The 17,232-nt window shown below is 63.6% G+C and carries 14 protein-coding genes and 1 tRNA gene; 8 read left to right on the top strand and 7 right to left on the bottom strand.

The genetic code is table 11. From position 1 onward, the window contains the following. Positions 1–7: 7 nt before the first annotated feature. The 4 genes from P6U25_RS18100 to glmU all read right to left on the bottom strand — a co-directional run bounded on the left by P6U25_RS18100 (position 8) and on the right by glmU (position 5,929). The gene (locus P6U25_RS18100) at positions 8–781 is read right to left on the bottom strand and encodes a DUF502 domain-containing protein (protein ID WP_407146117.1); all 774 of its coding nucleotides are present in this window, start codon (positions 779–781) and stop codon (positions 8–10) included. A 94-nt stretch (positions 782–875) separates the two neighbouring features. Continuing rightward, complete coding sequence (gene glmS, locus P6U25_RS18095) at positions 876–2,702, bottom strand: glutamine--fructose-6-phosphate transaminase (isomerizing) (protein ID WP_407146116.1); 1,827 nt, start codon at positions 2,700–2,702, stop codon at positions 876–878. Positions 2,703–2,919: 217 nt separating this feature from the next. Beyond that, on the bottom strand, positions 2,920–3,714 hold the full coding sequence (locus P6U25_RS18090) for an adenylate/guanylate cyclase domain-containing protein (RefSeq protein ID WP_407146115.1): 795 nt from the start codon (positions 3,712–3,714) through the stop codon (positions 2,920–2,922). An 856-nt stretch (positions 3,715–4,570) separates the two neighbouring features. Then, a complete protein-coding gene (gene glmU, locus P6U25_RS18085; RefSeq protein WP_407146114.1) occupies positions 4,571–5,929 on the bottom strand; it encodes a bifunctional UDP-N-acetylglucosamine diphosphorylase/glucosamine-1-phosphate N-acetyltransferase GlmU in 1,359 nt (452 codons plus the stop codon). A 171-nt stretch (positions 5,930–6,100) separates the two neighbouring features. Between glmU and P6U25_RS18080 the strand changes: the two genes are divergently transcribed. Continuing rightward, the gene (locus P6U25_RS18080) at positions 6,101–7,303 is read left to right on the top strand and encodes a hypothetical protein (protein ID WP_407146113.1); all 1,203 of its coding nucleotides are present in this window, start codon (positions 6,101–6,103) and stop codon (positions 7,301–7,303) included. Between the two features lie 95 nt (positions 7,304–7,398). Further along, positions 7,399–7,779, top strand: a complete 381-nt coding sequence (locus tag P6U25_RS18075; protein ID WP_407146112.1) for a hypothetical protein — start codon at positions 7,399–7,401, stop codon at positions 7,777–7,779. Here P6U25_RS18075 and P6U25_RS18070 read toward each other — a convergent pair. Continuing rightward, positions 7,739–9,364: a beta-(1-6) glucans synthase gene (locus P6U25_RS18070; protein WP_407146111.1), complete on the bottom strand. Its 1,626-nt coding sequence runs from the start codon at positions 9,362–9,364 to the stop codon at positions 7,739–7,741. The two genes, P6U25_RS18075 and P6U25_RS18070, sit on opposite strands and share 41 nt — an antisense overlap. 242 nt (positions 9,365–9,606) lie before the next feature. On the opposite strand from P6U25_RS18070, the gene P6U25_RS18065 reads away from it, so the two are divergent. The 6 genes from P6U25_RS18065 to P6U25_RS18040 all read left to right on the top strand — a co-directional run bounded on the left by P6U25_RS18065 (position 9,607) and on the right by P6U25_RS18040 (position 16,214). Then, positions 9,607–10,188: a beta-1-3, beta-1-6-glucan biosynthesis protein gene (locus tag P6U25_RS18065; RefSeq protein ID WP_407146110.1), complete on the top strand. Its 582-nt coding sequence runs from the start codon at positions 9,607–9,609 to the stop codon at positions 10,186–10,188. A gap of 193 nt (positions 10,189–10,381) precedes the next feature. Further along, entirely contained in the window at positions 10,382–13,210 is a 2,829-nt protein-coding gene (locus P6U25_RS18060; protein WP_407146109.1) for a glycosyltransferase, read from the top strand. A 220-nt stretch (positions 13,211–13,430) separates the two neighbouring features. Continuing rightward, positions 13,431–13,506 (top strand) — tRNA-Lys (locus tag P6U25_RS18055). Between the two features lie 436 nt (positions 13,507–13,942). Further along, positions 13,943–14,314, top strand: coding sequence for a hypothetical protein (locus P6U25_RS18050; protein ID WP_407146108.1), 372 nt, complete (start codon positions 13,943–13,945; stop codon positions 14,312–14,314). Positions 14,315–15,156: 842 nt separating this feature from the next. Continuing rightward, the gene (locus tag P6U25_RS18045; RefSeq protein WP_407146107.1) at positions 15,157–15,609 is read left to right on the top strand and encodes a universal stress protein; all 453 of its coding nucleotides are present in this window, start codon (positions 15,157–15,159) and stop codon (positions 15,607–15,609) included. Between the two features lie 314 nt (positions 15,610–15,923). Beyond that, positions 15,924–16,214 (top strand): hypothetical protein, encoded by a 291-nt coding sequence (locus P6U25_RS18040; RefSeq protein ID WP_407146106.1) that lies wholly within the window; start codon positions 15,924–15,926, stop codon positions 16,212–16,214. Between the two features lie 262 nt (positions 16,215–16,476). Here the strand turns inward: P6U25_RS18040 and P6U25_RS18035 are convergent, their stop codons facing one another. Further along, positions 16,477–16,935, bottom strand: a complete 459-nt coding sequence (locus tag P6U25_RS18035) for a hypothetical protein (RefSeq protein ID WP_407146105.1) — start codon at positions 16,933–16,935, stop codon at positions 16,477–16,479. Between the two features lie 72 nt (positions 16,936–17,007). Continuing rightward, entirely contained in the window at positions 17,008–17,172 is a 165-nt protein-coding gene (locus P6U25_RS18030) for a hypothetical protein (protein WP_407146104.1), read from the bottom strand. Positions 17,173–17,232 lie beyond the last annotated feature (60 nt).

Raw genomic sequence — 17,232 nt, 5'->3', positions numbered from 1 at the left:
GATGCCCCTACTCGACCTTGGCTGGCGCCGTCGGCTGCAGCGAGGCCTGGTTGGCGATGCGCGCAGCATTGGCCATGCCGGCGAGCGCGGCGGCGCGCTTCTGGTCGTTGGTGCCGGGCTGCACCACGCCGGCCGACATGATCAGCGTCGCGGCATCCTCGGCGCTCATCTCGACTTCGATGATCTTGCTCTTCGGCACGTAGAAGAAGAACCCGGTGGTCGGGTTCGGCGAGCACGGCAGGAACACCGAGATGTGCTCCTCATTGCCTGGCAGGCTGGCCGAGACGTTGGCGCTCGGCGACTGCGAGATCAGCACGATCGACCACATGCCCGGCGACGGAAACTCCACCAGCCCAACGCGGCGGAAGCTCGATCCATTGCTGGAGAACAGCGTCTCGAACACCTGCTTCAGACCGCGATAGATCGCGCGCACCGCGGGAATCCGCCCGAGCAGCCTTTCGCCGAGATCGACCAGCGAGCGGCCGACCAGGTTGGCGGTCAGGAAGCCCAACAGCGTCAGCGCGACCACGGCGACGACCAGACCCGCTCCGGGCAGGCCGAACGGCAGATAGGTCTCCGGGCGGTAGGCGATCGGCACGAATGGGCGGACCAGGCCGTCGACCCAGGTGACGAACCACCAGGTCAGATACAACGTGATCGCGACCGGTCCGGCCACGACCAGGCCGGTGAGGAAATAGTTGCGAAAACGTGCCATCAGCCCCCGGGGGGCGTCCGGCGGCAGATCACCCGGCTTGAGGGGAGGCACTTGGTTGGAGGTCATTGCGGTTCCAGGTCGTCGAAGCGGCCGTAATTCATCTCCCAGCTAAGCCATCCGAGCAGGTTTTTGAAGAGGCTCGTGACGGCGCCGCTTGCGACTATTCGACCGTGACCGACTTGGCCAGATTGCGCGGCTGGTCGACGTCGGTGCCCATCACCACAGCGGTATGATAGGCCAAGAGCTGCACCGGCACGGCATAGACCATCGGCGCGAAGGCTGATCCCATGTCGGGCATCACGATCGTCAGCAGCGACTGGATCGTTGCCTCCGCCGCGCCCTTGGCGTCGGTCATCAGGATGATCTTGCCACCGCGCGCGGCGACCTCCTGCATGTTGGAGACGGTCTTCTCGAACACCTTGTCGTAGGGCGCGATCACCACCACCGGCATGTGCTCGTCGATCAGTGCGATCGGCCCGTGCTTGAGCTCGCCGGCGGCATAGCCCTCGGCATGGATGTAGGAGATCTCCTTCAGCTTCAGCGCGCCTTCCAGTGCCAGCGGATAGCTGGTGCCGCGGCCGAGATAGAGCACGTCGCGCGACTTCGAGAGCTCGCGCGCCAGCTTCTCGATCTGCGGCTCCGATGTGAGCGCTTCCGACATCAGGCGCGGGATCTCGACGAGCCCGTGCACCAGCTTGGCCTCGTCGGCATCGGAGAGTTCGCCGCGCGCCTTGCCGGCGGCGACGGCGAGCAAGGCCAGCACCATGAGCTGGCAGGTGAAGGCCTTGGTCGAGGCGACCCCGATCTCAGGACCGGCGACCGTTTGCAGCACGGTCTCGCTCTCGCGCGCGATCGTCGAGGTCGGCACGTTGACGACCGACAGCGTATGCGCGCCCTGCGCCTTGGCGTAGCGCAGCGCCGCCAGCGTGTCGGCGGTCTCGCCGGACTGCGAGATGAAGATCGCGAGATCACCCTTGCGCAGCGGCGCCTCGCGATAGCGAAACTCGGAGGCGACATCGAGCTCGACCGGCAGCCGCGCCAGCCGCTCCAGCCAGTACTTTCCGATGAAGCCGGCATAGCTCGCGGTCCCGCACGCCGTGATCGAAACGCGCTGGATGTCCTTGAAGTCGAACGGCAGCTTCACCGGCAGCGTGACGCGCTCGGTTGCCATGTCGACGTAGCGGGCGAGCGTATGCCCGACCACTTCCGGCTGCTCGTGGATCTCCTTCGCCATGAAGTGGCGGTAGTTGGCCTTGTCGACCAGCGCGGTCGCGGTGGTGTGCTTGATCGCCTCGCGCTGAACGATCGCGTTGTCCTTGTCGAAGATGGTCGCGCCCTTGCGGGTCAGCACCACCCAGTCGCCGTCTTCGAGATAGCTCACCGTGTCGGTGAACGGCCCGAGCGCGATCGCATCCGACCCCAGATACATCTCGCCGTCGCCATGGCCGACCGCGAGCGGCGGGCCGTTGCGGGCGCCGATCATCAGATCGTCCTCGCCGGCGAAGATGAAACCGAGTGCAAAGGCGCCGCGCAGTTGCGACAGCACTGCCCTCACCGCCTCGATCGGCTTGACGCCGCCCTTGAGCAGGTCGTCGACCAGATGCACCACCACTTCGGTGTCGGTCTCGGTCGAGAACGCCGTGCCCTTGGCCTCGAGTTCCTCGCGCAGCTCGCGGAAATTCTCGATGATGCCGTTGTGGACCACGGCGACGCGCTCGGTCGCGTGCGGATGCGCGTTGTTCTCGGTCGGCCTGCCGTGGGTCGCCCAACGGGTGTGGCCGATGCCGGTATGGCCGCCGAGCGGCTTGGCCTCGAGCCGGGCCTCCAGATTCTTCAGCTTGCCTTCGGCGCGGCGGCGCGCCAGCGCGCCGCTCTCCAGCGTGGCCACCCCGGCTGAATCATAGCCGCGATACTCCAGCCGCTTGAGCGAATCCACCAATTGCTCCGCGACCGGAGCGCGTCCAAGAATGCCGACGATGCCGCACATGCGGTTTCAATGTCCCCAAAAATCGCCGAAAATTTGCCGAAGCGGCGACATGGTCCCTTAACGGGAATCGCCGGCCGCAAGATACTCAATAATTATTGCGGATTGCGACAGTTTTAAACGGCACGATCGAAGTGCGGCGCTGGTTAATCAGGGCTAACCAGGTTGGATGTAACCAACCCTGCCGCTTCGGGGTGGGTATCCGCTCTCGCGGGACACCTCAGTGTTCGACCCGGTAGAGGCGCCATCGCTCCGGCACGCCTTTGAGCTGATGCGCGCCGCGATCCTTGAAGCGGATTCCAGACTCCGACATCAGCTCCTTGACCGCGCTCGAGACCAGGACCTCGCCGGCTCGCGCTTTCGCGGCGACGCGCGCGCCGATGTGAATCGCGAGACCGATGACCTCCGCCCCGCTCACCTTGTATTCGCCCGCATGCAGCCCCGCCCTGATCTCCAGCCCCAGCGTGCGTACCGCCTCGCGGATCGCGGTCGCGCAACGGATCCCGGCCGCCGGCGCACTGAACGTCGCCAGCAGCCCGTCGCCCGTCGTCACGACTTCTCTTCCGCGCAAGGCCTTCAGCTCTCTGCGGACGGCGGCGTAATAGTGATTCATCACCTGCGCCCAACGCGCATCGCCGAGCCGCGCGGCTTTTTCGGTCGATCGGACGATATCGACAAACAGGATCGTGGCGAGCGCTTGCTTGAGCTCTGCGTCACGATCGGCGGTTCGACGCGGGTTCGCAATATTTCCAGTCAGCGGTTCGTAGCGATGGTTGCGTCGGCGCGCGATGGCGGCCCTTGTATAGTCGCTGGCGCGCTGCACCGTGCGGCAACGAATTGTTTTTTCCCTCGGCGGAAGCGTCCAGTAGACCTTTCGTCCATCTCCGGCGCCATGGACCTCCACGGCGCCCCACTTCAGGAAAACCGTCGAGCCAGCCCGTCGAATGCACCATGCCTTCGACGTGTATCCGGAAACGTTCGACTGATGGACTCCGACGCGAAGGAATTTGGGCATGAGCGTCCAGCCGATTGAAAGGCCGCGCGGGGCTAGCTGGGTCAAGGGTAGTCATACATTCCCGCGTTGGCAACAGAACCTGCGATCGAAGACTGGCAATCGCTGTCGTGCTCATGCGCGTTCGCAATCGACACTCACGAGAGGTGCTGCCGGACGATTGCCCTTGGCACTGAGTTGCCCGACGGCGCAAGACCCTCATGCAAAAATATTTCGGTTTTCAAGAAGCGCAACTCAGTGTATGAAGAGCCCGTCCCACCCGCTTGAGGGGCGCTTCGCGATCGTCACGAGTGCTGGGTCGGGATGCGGTGGACGCCAAGTGTGTGACTGACGAGCACATGCAAGGCGGACGGCGAAGTCGTGCAGGCCTGACGCCCTAGTGGCAGGTGTCCTGTTGCAAGACGCAATTGCGTCTCGCAACAGCGGTGACAACCAAGCCCAGTCTCGCCGGGGCGAGCACGTATAAGCCGTAACCCATCGCGCAGGGAAAGCCGGGCTTGCTCCGGTTACACCTGTGGTCCTACCCCCGAGCTTTCTACCAATGCTCGGGGCCCATGGGTGCGATCGGCACCCGGCTTTCCCTGCGCCCTCTGTCCAAGAGAGGGCGGAACGAAATGCAAAGCTCGGACAATTCATGTCGCGAGAATGCGAAGTTGTATCCTCATCATCATCTGTCATCGCCCGCGAAGGCGGGCGATCCAGTACGCCGCGGCCCCTCGGCTCATGCACCGCCGTCCCTGGAATACCGGATCACCCGCATGCGCGGGTGATGACAGCACTACGCTGTTTGACCATTAAATCGCAAACTCGCGCCCGTTTGCGCAAACCGCTTCGCGATCGCGACGGCGGCGCGAGAGGCTCATTTCCCCTTCGCGGCTTTCTCCTTCAGCTTGATCTCGCGGTAGCGCGCGGCGCCGCCTTCGCGGATGGTCTGCTGGCTGCGTTCGACCGCGAGCGCATCGTCGGGCACATCCTTGGTGATGACCGAGCCCGAGCCGATATAGGCGCCCTTGCCGATCTTGACCGGTGCCACCAGCGACGAGTTGGTGCCGACGAAGGCGCCCTCGCCGATCAGCGTCTTGTGCTTGAGGAAGCCGTCATAGTTGCAGGTGATGGTGCCGGCGCCGAGGTTGGAATTGGCGCCGACATGAGCGTCGCCGACATAGGAGAGATGGTTGACCTTGACACCGGCCTCGAGCGTCGCCGCCTTGGTCTCGACGAAATTGCCGATCCGCACGCCGTCGCCGAGCGAAGTGCCGGGCCGGATACGCGCATAGGGACCGACCGAGGCCTTCTTGCCGATGCTGGCCTCGACGATGTGGGAGAAGGAATGGATCACGGCGCCGTCGGCGATCGACACGCCGGGACCGATCACCACGAACGGCTCGATGGTGACGTCCTTGCCGAAGGTGGTGTCGGCGGCGAGATAGACCGTCTCGGGCGCGATCAGCGTCACGCCGGCGTCGAGCGCCTGCTTGCGCAGCCGCGCCTGCATCACGGCCTCGGCCTCGGCGAGCTGCGCCTTGGTGTTGATGCCGCGCACTTCGTCTTCGCTGGTCTCGATCACGACGGCCTCCAGTCCCAATTCCCTGACGATACCGACGGCGTCGGTCAGATAATATTCGCCCTTGGCGTTGGCATTGCCGATCTTCTCGATGATCGTGAGCGCCCTCTCGCCGTCGAACGCCATCACGCCGGCATTGCACAGGGTGATCTTGCGCTCCTCGGGGCTGGCGTCGGCCTGCTCGCGGATCGCGACCAGTTTGCCGTTCTCGACCACCAGCCGGCCATAGCCGGTCGGGTCGGCGGCATGGAAGCCGAGCACCGCGAGCGCCGCGCCCTGCCGCAGCGGCGCGCGCATGCGTGCAAACGTCTCAGCCGAAATCAGGGGCGTATCGCCGAATGCGACCAGCAGGTCGTCGGCGCCCCGGGCCAGCGCCTCGCGCGCGGCGAGCACCGCATGCGCCGTACCGCGCCGCTCGCGCTGGACGAAGGTCTGCGCATCGGGCCGCACGCGGCGTGCTTCGTCGGCAACGGCCTCGTGGTCCGGCCCGATCACGACCGCAAGCGACGATCCCTCGCCAGAAGCGGCGGCGTCGAGCACATGCGACAGCAGCGACCGGCCGGCCACGGGATGCAGCACCTTCGGCAGCGACGAGCGCATGCGCGTGCCCTCGCCGGCCGCAAGCACCACCGTCAGGCTCGATCGTGCAGTCATTCCGTGTCCTCTATGGCGCGCGCAGTCGTCTGCGCCGGGCCGTCTTTAATTGTTTTCCTTGGGAGAGGAAACCGTTTCGCCTCCGTGCGCGCCCGGATTCAGGTTCCCGCGCCATTTCCTGTTAATCTTTACCCTGTGATTCGGCAGGCCTTGAGGAGGGCCGAGCGGGCTTTGGCCAAAGATTCCGACAAGCTGGCGGCTGAGTTGCAGACTGACGACGGTCTGCTCAGCGGCGTGCTCGCCGAGGAGACCGAGTTCGGCCGTCGTATGCTGTGGCGGCTCGGGTCGTGGGGCTTCGCGGCGGTCGGCGCGGTCAGCGTTGCCGTGATGGCCAACCAGTCGTCGCTGACGCTCAAGCGCGACCAGCTCGCCGCCGCCGATCTCGTCCGTCAGGCCCAGCAATTGCAGACGCTGACCAAGGAGAGCCAGAGCGAAACGCGGCGGCTGGCCTTGGCGATCGATACGCTCAACAGCGACCGTGACCGGCTGTATTCGCGCGTGACCACGCTGGAGCAGAGCCTGGATTCCGTCACCGGCGCGATCGCAAAGCAGGCCCAGATGCCGGTCGCGGCGCCGTTGAGCCCGGCCACGGCCCCTGCAGTGGCACCGGTCGCAAGCGCCCCGCCTGCCCCGGCCGACAAGCCGGCGGCCCCCGAGAAGGCGGCCGCATCAGGTGAGAAGCCATCGGCGGCAACCACATCCGCCGCACCGGCTGCCAGTCCAGCCGTCACGGCGGCGTCGCCTGGCACCGACGAGCGGAAATCCTCGACGGCAGGGCCGGCTGAACCGCGGGTCGCCGACACGGCGACCATCGGCCCACCGGCTCCCACCGCCAGCATGCCGACCGAACCGGCCAAGGGGGTGACGGCGGCCCCATTGCCGGAAGTCGCGACCGCGGCTCCGGCCAGCGATACGGCGGACGACGATGCACCCAAGGCGCAGGTCCAGCGCACCGAGTTCGGCGTCGACCTCGGCACCGCGAATTCGGTCAATGGGCTGCGTGCGCTGTGGCGTGGTCTCCTGAAGTCCAGGGCAAACGCGCCGCTCGCCGCGCTGCGACCTATCATGGTGATCAAGGAAGGCGCCAGCGGGCTCGGCATGCAGCTCCGCCTGGTTGCCGGACCGCTGAACGACGCCGGCACTGCCGCCAGGATATGCGCCGAGCTGAGCCTGAGCCACCGAACCTGCGAGACAGCGATCTATGACGGCCAGCGATTATCGTTGAAACCCGAGGAGGCGCTGCCGACCAGCAAGCCGGTTCACCGCCGGGCCGCCCCGAAACATGTCGCCGCGCCACCACCGCCGCCAGTTGCGGAGGAGAAGAAGCCCGAGCCGACGACGTTCTCCTCGATCTTCCGGCGGAACAGCCAATAACTATGCCAAGCAAGGCGTTACAGCCGGATTTTCACCTGATTTCGCGGTTCTAGCCGAGCCTTGTCCCACACGCCGTTCCGGACCATATTGCCGCAATGACGAAGCCTCCGTTCCGCCTCTCTCCCTACCAGGTCCAGTTCCTGATGGTCGTCGGCTTTCTGACCGTCGGCTACGCGCTTTACCTGCGCTATCTGGCGATCGAATTCTCGCCCGTCGCGCTCGCCTGCGATGCCGGTCTGCAGACGATGATCTGCAAGGCGCGCGCGCTCTCGACCGTACTGTTCAAGAATTCGGTGTTCGGCATCACCGCGCTCGTCATCGCGGTGTTGAACCTGATGCGACCATCGATCGTGCTGTTGACCGGCGGGCTAATCGCCGCCGGCCTTGGGATCGTGCTTTACAACGTCGCGCTGTCGGGAATTGCGATCGGACTGTTCATTCTGGGTTTTGCGCGGCCCGCCCCCGCCACAGCGTAGCCGCCAGCAACAGGTACATGGCGCAGGTCCAGTCTGACTGCCAGTTGATCGTACCCTCGTTGTAGAGCGTATAGGCGGCGGTGATTGCGAGCAGGCCGGCGAACACCGATTCAGCGAGCGGACGGGTGCCCTCCTTCCGCCGGTTGAACAAGGTCAGCAGGGCGAACGGCACCACCGCCATGGTCAGCGAGGCATAGGGAAAATCGCGGTAGCGCGGATCGAAGGTGAAGCCGAGCGCTGTCTCGGTGGCGATGACGGTGGTCGCGGCCAGCACGACGGCGAGCAGCGCCGCAAGCCCGCCCTTGCCGCGATAGTCGCGCGGTCCGACCAGTTCGAGGAAGGTCGGCAGCGGGCGGCCGGCGACCAGCGCATGCGCCGTCAGCAGAGGGGCGGCAATCCCGGCGGCCAGCAAGACACCCCACATCATCCAGCCGCCGGCGCCGTAGCTCTCATAGGTCATCTTGTCGACGGCGATTCCGAGCAGCGCTCCCGCCGTCGTTGCGGAGATGCCGACCGCGAGCCAGGCCGAGGGCCGCGGCGTCCAGGGTCGGCGCCGCAGCGTCAGCCACGCTGCGAGGAAGGTGAAGGCGCTCAGCACCATGCCGCAGGCCATGTGCAGCTTCCAGGCGGGATAGTTGCTGATCGCAACCCCTGGCGGATACTTCACCTGCCGGTGCACGGAATCGAACAAGCCCCAATAGCCGCCGACGGTGCCCTCGAGCTTGCGCTTCCAGGGCTGGTCATAGGCCTCGATCAGGTTGACGCGAAAGCCCTCGCGCTTGGCGAGGTCCAGGATCTCGGAGACCACCCGCGCCTGATTGGTGCGCGACGGCAATGCGCCCTCCCGCATCCGCCCGGCACTTGGCCAGCCGGTCTCGCCGATCAGGATCTCCTTGCCCGGGAACGCCACCGCCATCCGCTTGCGGATGTCGTCGACATGCGCGGCGGCGAACTTGGCCTTGACCGGCATGTCCTCCCAATACGGCAGGATGTGAATGGTGACGAAATCGACCGCGTCATAGATCTCGCGGTTCTTCAGCCAGTATTCCCAGACGTCGGCATAGGTGACGGGGACGTTGGCCTGCGCCTTCACGGCGCGGATATTGGCGGCGAGATCGGCGGTCGTCATCTCGCCGCGCAGCAGCACCTCGTTGCCGACGATCAGCGAGGTGATCACGTCGGGATATTGCTTGGCAAGCCGCACCGCGATCGCGATCTGCTGCAGGTTCTTGAAGCGGTTGCTGCCGAGCCAGATGCCCTGCATCACCTTCAGGCCAACCTTGGCAGCGACGCCCGGCACCTGGTCGAGCCCGTTCTCGATCGAATAGGTGCGGACGCAGTCGGTAACCTTGGCGAGCTCGGTCAGGTCCTGCTCGATCTGTTCGACCGGAATCTGCGTCGTCGGATCCAACGGCGTCTGGGCGCCACGGAACGGCGTGTAGGACACGCATTGCAGCTTGGCGTTGGGATCGATCGGCGCGCGCGCAAGCGTGATCGGCGTGGCGAGCCACCACCACACGGCTGCGATGACCGAGAGTGAAATCAGGAGAAGCGCCAGCGGCGTACGAAGCGAAATCGGTTCCATCCTCCGGGGGACCGTCGAATTAGCCGGTCGCAGCCCATCTGCCAAGAGCGGGAATCGGTCAATACCATGGTTGTCCTGCGACAGTTTTGCGCTGCTGCGATAAAGTTGTGACTTTGCTGGACAAAAATTGAAATTCCGGTCATCAGACTGCAGCAGAGTCTCCGCCGTACTGGAGACCTATTTGGACGGCATCACGCGAGCCGTTAGGATGTCCTGCGGGGTAGGAACATATCGGGGAATGCATGCGTCGACGGCTGCTTGAGTTGAAGAACACGGGTTTGCGCCACCTCGCCGTAACAGGCCTTGCCTTTCTGATGGGGGTCGGCGGCGCTTTCGCCCAGAGCGGCACGCCAAGTCCACAGGATCAGGCCAAGCAGCAGTCCGGCAATCCGGCCGACGCCAACGCAGCCGCGGCGAAGGAAAATAATCAGCGCAAGACCGACGAGTTCGTCGAGGCCCAGCAGGCCATCAACGGCCCGGCCGGCAACCCGGAATGCGTCTGGCTCGGCCGTCGGGTCGTCCGCCTGATGTGGCTCGACGATCTCGACACCGCCTTCCGCCACCTCGATCTCTACGACCGATTCGGCTGTCCGGGCGGACATGTCCAGGCGGCCTTCCGCTGCCTGACCCGGTTCGGGGCCCAGATCGACGACAAGGTGCCGCGCAGCCTCGACGGCCGGATCCACGCCTGCTGGGTCAACCCGGGCGCCCAGCCGCAGGCCACGGCAGCAGCCTCACCTGCCCCCACGCCGTCGACGGCCGGCAACGCGTCGCCCGCCTCGCCTGCGCCCACGCCGTCGGCGTCACCGACGCCTGCGAAATAGCCGCATCCGGCACGCTGCGCGGCCGCGATTTATTTTCGCGGCCGGAACGGCTTGCGCCCTTAAAACGCCATCGCGGCATACCAGTTGTTAAATCGGATGGTGGAGATATCTTTGTGTCCACCGCCCTGCCGGTCGAACCTAGGGGACGGGTTCGCTTAGTCCTCAATCTCAGGCCCCGTATGGTTTAACCGCGATGCGCGCCGTCGTCGCCGTCCTGTTGCTTGTCACCGCCGCCCACGCCGCATTGTGGGGCCTGTTTCAGGAGAAGCAGTCGGCGCCGGATTTCCGCGGCACGTTGCCGAGCCTGTCCTACGCACCATTCGAACCCGGCCACACCGTCGTCGACCTTGCCGCCGACACCGAAAAGGTGCGCGCCGACCTGAAGAAGCTGTCCACGCTGACGCGGGCGGTCCGTCTCTATTCGTCGACGGAGGGCAACGAGCTGGTGGCGCCGATCGCCGCCGAGTTTGGCATGAAAGTCACGGTCGGCGCCTGGGTCGACAAGGACGCCAATCGCAACAACCGCGAGATCGAGGCCGCGATCAACCTGGCGAAGCGCAACAGCAATGTCATCGGTATCGTGGTCGGCAACGAGACGGTGTTTCGTGGAGAGCAGATCCCGCTCGAAAATCTCGGCTCGGTTCCTGAGAGCGGTATCACTCCCGAGGAGTCCGAACGAATCCTTCGCGAGGAGGCCCAGCGAATTCGCGACGCCGAGGCCCAGCCTGAAGACAAGCGGGCCGAGGCGACGAAATGGGCAATCGCCGAGAACAACGTTCACCGGCTGATCAAGCTGATCCAGCGCGTCAAGAAGTCGGTCAACGTTCCCGTCACGACCGGTGAAATCTGGAACATCTGGCGCGATCATCCCCAACTCGCCAATTCCGCCGACTTCATCGCCGCGCACGTGCTGCCCTATTGGGAAAACTTCACCGACAGGCAGGCCGTGGACCAGGCGGTCGACCGCTTCAATCTGTTGCGCGACTCGTTTCCAGGTAAACGCATCCTGATCGCGGAATTCGGCTGGCCGAGCCAAGGCTACAATTTGCGCAGCGCCGAACCCGGTCCGTTCCAGCAGGCCTCGGTGTTGCGAAATTTCGTCGCGCGCGCCGAAGCCATCGGCATGGACTACAACATTGTTGAGTCGATCGATCAGCCGTGGAAGTTCTTTGAAGGCGGCGTCGGTCCTTATTGGGGCATTCTCAACGCAGACCGCGAGGCCAAGTTCGCCTGGACCGGGCCGATCACCGATCCCAATTACTGGAAGATCGCCCTGGTCGCCGTCTTGGTCGGGCTGTTCATGTCGCTGCCGATCTTGCGACTGGATTCACCCACCATGATGCAAGCGTTGCTGCTGTCGGCGGCCGCCAACGGCGTCGGTGCGTGGGTTGCGACGGTGTTTTCATACTGGACTACGCATTATTTCGTCTGGGGCTCCGCATTTGCGCTCAGCCTCGGCCTGGTCCTGCTCGTTCCGCTGGTGCTGATCGCGATGGCGCGGATCGAGGAAATCGCCGCGGTGGCGTTCGGCCGCGGGCCGCGCCGCCTGATCCGCAAGAGCGCATCGCTTGCCCCCGCCACGATCGGCGAGAACGTGTCGTTCCCGAAGGTCTCGATCCACATCCCCGCCTACTACGAGCCGGTTGAGATGCTGAAGCAGACGCTCGACGCGGTGGCGCGGCTCGACTACCCCAACTTCGAATGCATCTGCATCATCAACAACACGCCCGCCCCCGAGTTCTGGCGGCCGATCCAGGATCATTGCCGGCTCCTGGGCGAGCGCTTCAAGTTCATCAACGCCGAGAAGGTGCAAGGCTTCAAGGCCGGCGCGCTGCGCATCGCGATGGACCGCACCGCGGCGGACGCCGAGATCATCGGCATCATCGATGCCGACTATGTCGTGCATCCTGACTGGCTGAAGGACCTGGTGCCGGCCTTTGCCGATCCGCGCGTCGGCCTCGTGCAGGCGCCGCAGGAGCATCGCGACGGCGATCGCTCGCTGATGCACTACATCATGAACGGCGAATATGCCGGTTTCTTCGACATCGGTATGGTCCAGCGCAACGAGTTCAACGCCATCATCGTGCACGGCACGATGTGCCTGATCCGCCGCGCCGCGATGGACAAGGCCGGTGGCTGGTCCAGCGACACGATCTGCGAGGACACCGATCTCGGGCTGACGATCCAGCAGCAGGGCTGGCTCACGCACTACACCAATGTGCGCTACGGCGAGGGTCTCCTCCCCGACACCTACGAGGCCTTCAAGAAGCAGCGCCATCGCTGGGCCTATGGCGGCTTCCAGATCGTCAAGAAGCACTGGCGGCGCTTCCTGCCCGGCGGCAGCCGCCTGACCCCCGATCAACGGCGCGAGTTCTCGCTGGGCTGGCTCAACTGGCTGGGTGCCGAAAGCCTCGGCGTCGTGGTCGCGATTCTCAACCTGATCTGGGTGCCGATCGTTGCCTTTGCCGACATTGCGATTCCCGACAAAATCCTGACGCTCCCGATCATCGCCTCCTTCATCGTCTCGCTGGTGCATTTTGTGGCGCTGTATCGGCTGCGGGTGAAGATCAAGGCCGGCCAGATGCTCGGGGCGATGATCGCGGCAATGAGCGTGCAGTGGACCGTGTCGCGCGCGGTGGCCCAGGGCCTGATCACCGAGCACCTTGCATTCGCGCGCACCTCCAAAGGCGGTCTGTCGCGGATGTCGATCGAATTCCAGGCATTCTGGGAAGCGGTGATCGGCGTGCTGCTGCTGATCGGCGCCGCCGTGCTGGTCGCCAGCAACGGTTACAAGCAGGTGCGCGAGATCTACATCTTCGCCGCCGTCCTTGTCCTGCAAAGCCTGCCGTTCCTCGCGGCGGTTGCGATCGCGATCCTGGAGAATTCGCGGATCAATGAGTTCGCGTTCTGGCGCAACAGCGCGATCCGCACGGCGGAACTAATCGGGTTGCGTCCGGTCAGCCTGCCTTCGGTCGCCGCCCCGTCCCAGCCGGTCGGCTCCGAGATGCGCCGGGACGGCTGAACCGGAACCGCCGGAATACCGTGGACGAGCAGCGGGCCCGACTTCAAGAGGCGGTCGTAACCACAGGTCCTGCAAGGGCAAATCCGATCCGCTCCAGCGTGCGATTGCTGGCCCTCGGCTATTGACCCGATGCGCCCTGCCCCCTACACAGCCCGGGCTGGAGCATGATCCGGAAGATGCGGGAAACCGCCGACGTCCGGATACGACGCTTTGGGTGAGTGAGCTCGTAGCTCAGGTGGTAGAGCACGTGACTTTTAATCATGGGGTCGAGGGTTCGAGTCCCTCCGAGCTCACCAAGCAAGATCAAAAATTTAATCCAAATCGGCGACCCGCAAGTTATGCATAAGCCGAAAGTGCTCCTGCTTTGTGCTGAGTAACGGCGCCCTCCGCCCCGCCCGCCGCATTGCATGCATAGCGGAATTTTCTACGCAGTGCCGGAGGCACGCTGCCAAGCCGCGCCGCCTGCGGCAAGGCGATTGGGTCGAAATCCGTCTGGGGTGGAGCGAGCTGATCACTTCGTCAAGGACATCTCCGGCTAAGCCGCCTCTCGACAGTCAGCCCGGAAACTGCGGTTGGAGCAGCGACACGATCATTAGGGCGGCGATCAGAATCGCCGGCGCCCAGCCGACCACAGCAGCTAACCAAAGCTCCGCATCGCGAAAGTAATCGTGCATGGAGGGCCCTCCAGCAAGGTCAAGCGATCAACGGAAAGATCTCAGCATCGTTCCCACGTTGGCGCGGGGCAAGGACACTCAAACTGGCTTCAACTGGCTTCGGGTATTGTTGGCATCACGCCTGATGGAAGTTGGAAAGGCCAGAATTGAAGGTAGCCTCGACAGGCTGCGCAAAAAAACATTCCTATCGTCTGGCGGAGGTGCATCCAATGCCGATCCGTCGCTTATTGAAACCGGAAAGTACACGCCGGACGAAATCGAGTTGTTGAACGAGGCCTTCGCCCAAGCTTTGCGCTCATTAGGCTTGGTTGATCGTGACGATCCGCTTTGCGAGATGGTTGCTCGTAAGGTTGTCGAGGTCGGCGCGGCTGGTGCGAGGTCCGCAAGAGAGATCGCGGAAACAGCCGTAGCCAGGATTGGCTTACGATAAGACCACCTCAGCCGATGGCCTTAATTCAACGCCTGCTCGTGATCTGATCTCTAAAGAGGTACCCGATTAGGCCGAACAGAGATGCCCCCGCTGCGATGAAAATGACGACCTGCACCACAATCATCTTGAAATCCCCTATTCCTACAAGTCTCTAACATCGTGACCGCAGCCGGGTAAATTCCGTCAATCTACGGGCGCTGCGCCCCCCATCTAGCTCACGGCGTCTCGGCCAACCCAGCGCTGAGCCACTCATGTTCAGGAACAAACCCGGCGGCGTCGAGTTTAGTGCCGCGATCTGGAAATCGTACATCCTGAGCCCCGTGACGCCTGTGCTGGGCTCGTCTTTTAGACTTATGCCCGCAAAATGGGGACCGTCTTGGATCACGCAGTACCTCTGCAGGCCAGGTTCCTGGTTCGGCAAGGAACCACTGGCTGGATGGTTTATGATCGAGACCGCAAGGGGCCGGCGCTATACAAGGACGGCTTCGCTGAGAAACTGACGAAGGAGCAAGCCGAATATGTAAGGCGGAGGCTCGTCGAAGGTCCGCACCAAGAGCGCTGACGGATTCGCGAAGGCATCTTCGGATCCCTATCTTGGGCGCATGGTCAGACGAAAGCCAGTCGAGATCCCGCCTGGAGTGACCCGCCAATTCGTCGCCGACATGCAGGCCTATCGTCTGGCACAAACATCTGGCACAAATTGCACTTCCATCGAGAAGCCGTTGTGATCTGATTTCGCATCGGATCGACCAGGCCTGCACCAGCCATAAATCGCGCGGTCAGCCCTCCAAGTAAGGCTCACTCTTTTTAGCGAAGATGTTCGTCAAGCAAGGGAGCCCCGGATGTACACAAATATTCTCTTGAGCACGGATGGATCGGATATCGCAAAAAAGGGCGTTCAGCACGGGATTGCCTTGGCAAAGGCCTTGAACGCCAAGGTGACTGTCATCACCGTAACTGAGCCGCTGCCGGTCGACTATGGGACCGGGTTGGCCTCGGGATGGATCCCCACACAGGAAGAGGTTGATCGCTTCGACGCGGCCTCCAAAAAACTCGCGGGCAAAATCCTCGATGAGGCTCGATCAACCGCTGAGCAGATCGGGCTAACTGCGGAACTCCTGCACGTTCCGAATGCGCACCCAGCCACTGCGATTATCGAAACAGCAAAGTCCAGAGGCTGCGACTTGATCGTCATGGCCTCTCATGGGCGGCGCGGCCTCAGGAAGCTCTTCCTGGGGAGTCAAACATCTGAGGTGCTGGTGGACGGAAGCGTGCCGGTGTTGGTCGTGCACTAACTGGCGCCAGTTCCGAAGGCTTCGCACTCGTCGTCCGAGTTGTCTGCCGGTCGTGTGTCCTTCGTTGCAAGCGTGATGGCTCGTCAGGAGCCAATCTTCACGCTCGACCCAACACTTCAGTGGTGACCGATGGTTCTTCCACCGGAGGGGACAACAGCGAGGACACGACTGCGGTCGAGACCGTACCTGCCATCTGGCATTCGGCGCCCGGACGAACCGGAAAAGCCCCATGTCACCGGAAAATGAATTGTGGCGGTGCGCGGCTTGAGCAGATAAGCTGACATTGTTTTTGTTCGCCTTTTTGGACCAGCGCGGTGCGAACGTTACTTATCCTTCTGGGAGTCTGGCTGCTCCTGAACGTCCTTTTTGTGGTCGTGATGGTGCCGCCGAGAAAAGCGCGACGTTCGGAACCGGCAGCGCAGGCCGGCCGGGATCTGGCGCCTGCACCGATCGGCAAGAACGCCTATCCACTCGAGGATCACGCGAAGTTCTCGCTGCGTTACATCATCGTCTCGGTTGGGATGGGTGCATTTTTCGCGCTATCGCCGTTTCTGCTCGAGGCAATCGAGTCCGCGAAGCGCTTCTTCCAGAGAAGCCGCGGGTAACGCGACGATGGCTTGACCTTGTTTGATCCGATGAAGAAACGTGATTGGGCTTTCGTGGCAGCGTGCATCGCAGCCGCGCTGCTGTTCGGTGTCTGGAGCGTCCAGATGGGGATCGCCTATCATCGCGCCCAACGCGGACCGACCGATCTCAGCAGCGCGAACCGGCGCGGTGGAAACAGCGCTTCCGTGACGGCCCCGGTCCAGCCGAGGACTGGCGATAGCGACGCGCAGACTGGGCGCACGCGCTAGCTAGCTGCAGGGCTCAGACCCAGGCCAAACCGGGAACAATAGCCACGTCCTCGTCTTCGTTCTTCTCACGAGCGGGCTGCTTGCGTGGACCACCGCCGGTCGTACGACGGTGACGACCATCGCCCCTGCGCAACGCGATCGCAAGACGATGCAATGCTGCACCGATTTGGTCGACGGTCTGTTTGACCGCCGCCAGCACGGTTGCAGCGCGCGAGAACAAGCTGAGTAGCAGGATCACCGAGAAAATATCGATATAGGCGAGCACGTCGCCAAGCAGCATCACCTCGGGGGAAATAGGAATCCGGTGCAGGTACGCTGCGATTACGATGACAACCGGAATGAGCGCGACGACCTTTCGCAGCGTCAACCGATCGAGCAAGGCTGCGAGCTCCACGACCAGGATTTGCCACAGCCATTCGCCCAACGCAGCGGGCTTGTCGATCGTCCAGGTCCGCCACATCTGCTTCCACATCGTCGCGTCCCACCTCTCCCGCTATGTGCGGTCGCCTCAAGAGCACGCCGCCGGCGCGCCCGGTTCGAACCGTCACGGATCGGACGACGCCTGGATCGAGTTACCGTCGGACGGATCTTCTTGCTCGCAGCCTCCATCAGCGGAAGGAAAGACGCGCTCATAGTTCGCGCGCGCTTCGCGTATCAGGCGCGCACGCTCGAGTTCGGACTTCGAGATGAATCGGACGACCTCGCCCATTTGTTCTCCAATGCGGAAACTCTGTTCGATACGACCTGCGGCACCAACATCGTGCCGGCC

It is taken from the genome of Bradyrhizobium sp. ORS 86, assembly GCF_045571475.1.
Classification (GTDB): Bacteria; Pseudomonadota; Alphaproteobacteria; order Rhizobiales; family Xanthobacteraceae; genus Bradyrhizobium.
Note: the sequence above shows the minus strand (reverse complement) of the source record. Positions and strands in the feature narration are given on the sequence as shown.